Annotated in this window: 3 protein-coding genes and 1 pseudogene; all 4 read right to left on the reverse strand. The window is 73.1% G+C overall.

What is annotated here, in order from left to right; all coding sequences use genetic code 11:
- On the reverse strand, positions 1–317 hold a 317-nt coding region (locus ACZ4WH_RS43990), incomplete at its 3' end, for a minor capsid protein (protein ID WP_468191985.1).
- Positions 310–663, reverse strand: coding sequence for a hypothetical protein (locus ACZ4WH_RS43995; RefSeq protein ID WP_468191987.1), 354 nt, complete (start codon positions 661–663; stop codon positions 310–312). The genes ACZ4WH_RS43995 and ACZ4WH_RS43990, both read right to left, overlap by 8 nt.
- A complete protein-coding gene (locus tag ACZ4WH_RS44000; RefSeq protein WP_468191990.1) occupies positions 660–974 on the reverse strand; it encodes a hypothetical protein in 315 nt (104 codons plus the stop codon). The genes ACZ4WH_RS43995 and ACZ4WH_RS44000 overlap by 4 nt, the downstream gene beginning before the upstream one ends.
- Positions 971–1,217, reverse strand: a pseudogene (locus ACZ4WH_RS44005) (hypothetical protein); the annotation flags it as partial. The gene ACZ4WH_RS44000 and the pseudogene ACZ4WH_RS44005, both read right to left, overlap by 4 nt.

Raw genomic sequence — 1,217 nt, forward strand, 5'->3', positions numbered from 1 at the left:
GCGAGGATGAGCCATGTACCGTCGGGCAACTCGACGGCGGCGAGGCCGTGCAAGGCGCGGTAGATCGCCCACGCGCGCCCGCGCGATACGCGCGGGTCCGGGCCCCCGCGCACGCGCACCTGTAGGCGCACGGTGTCGTACGCGTTGCGGGCGTCGGGGGCGCCGGCGTCGTACAGCGACAGGACGACCGCGGCGTCGGGTGTCGACGGCAGTCGCTCGACGAACAGGTCGCCGGTCTTCCCGGCCGGGTCGTACTCGACCAGGCCGAGGCCGTCGAGGTACTGGGCTATGCCGTCGGTCGGGTCGAGGTCAGCCACGGAGCGACCTCCGCACCTGCGCCGCGATGATCTCGGCGACGGTGCCGGCCTCTTCCGTCAGGGGCCGTTCGAGGTACTTCGCCGAACGCCCGGGGTCGTGCCGGTAGGTCAGTTCCTCGTGCTGTCTGATGGCGTATGGCGTGTCGTAGGACACGGCGGCCGTCAGGGACGACTCGTCGACCGTTGCGACGCCGGACCGTTCGAGGGTGGCCTCTTCAATGGGGACGATCCGGCGGGACTCGGTGAGCACGTGCTCGGCGGCGAGGCGTAGGCCGCGGGCGGCGCCCGACTTGGTGCCGCGGAGTGCGGCGGCCCCGTTCCAGCGGAGTCGGGTTCGTTGCGTCACTCGCACATCACCTCCGCACAGTCCGGGGTCGGTAGTCCGGGCGCGGTGTGGTCGGCGACGCTGATCGCCTTCGTGACGCGGCCGGACGGGAGGGTGAGGCGGGACTCGGCCGGGCAGTCGAGGCCGGGCTCGGTGATGACCTGCGCCGTGCTGGTGACCTCGACGCCCTCGCGGTTGCGCGTGAGCTTGGTTGTCTCGGCGACCAGGGCCCGCACCTCGAACGCGGCGCGGTAGGTCGGGCCGTACGCGCTGTCGCCGTCGTACGGCTCGACGGTGACGCGGTGGCGCAGTAGCCACCCGGGGACTCTCACCAGATCACCCCCGGGAGCAGGCCGGCCAACATCAGGGCGCGGTGCGCGCGGGGGGCGAGGTCGAGGCCGCCGGGCGCCTGTGGGGCGTCGCGGCGGTCGCCGAGGGACACGGGGCCGATTGAGACGCTGCCCCACTTCCCGGACGCCCCGGTGCCGTCGTCGCCGTTGGCGAGCTGGTATTCGACCTGGGCGCACACGGCATCGGCGAGGGCCTGCACGACGGCCGGGTCGGTCGGCATGCCG

The organism is Streptomyces sp. NPDC029138, from assembly GCF_055564375.1.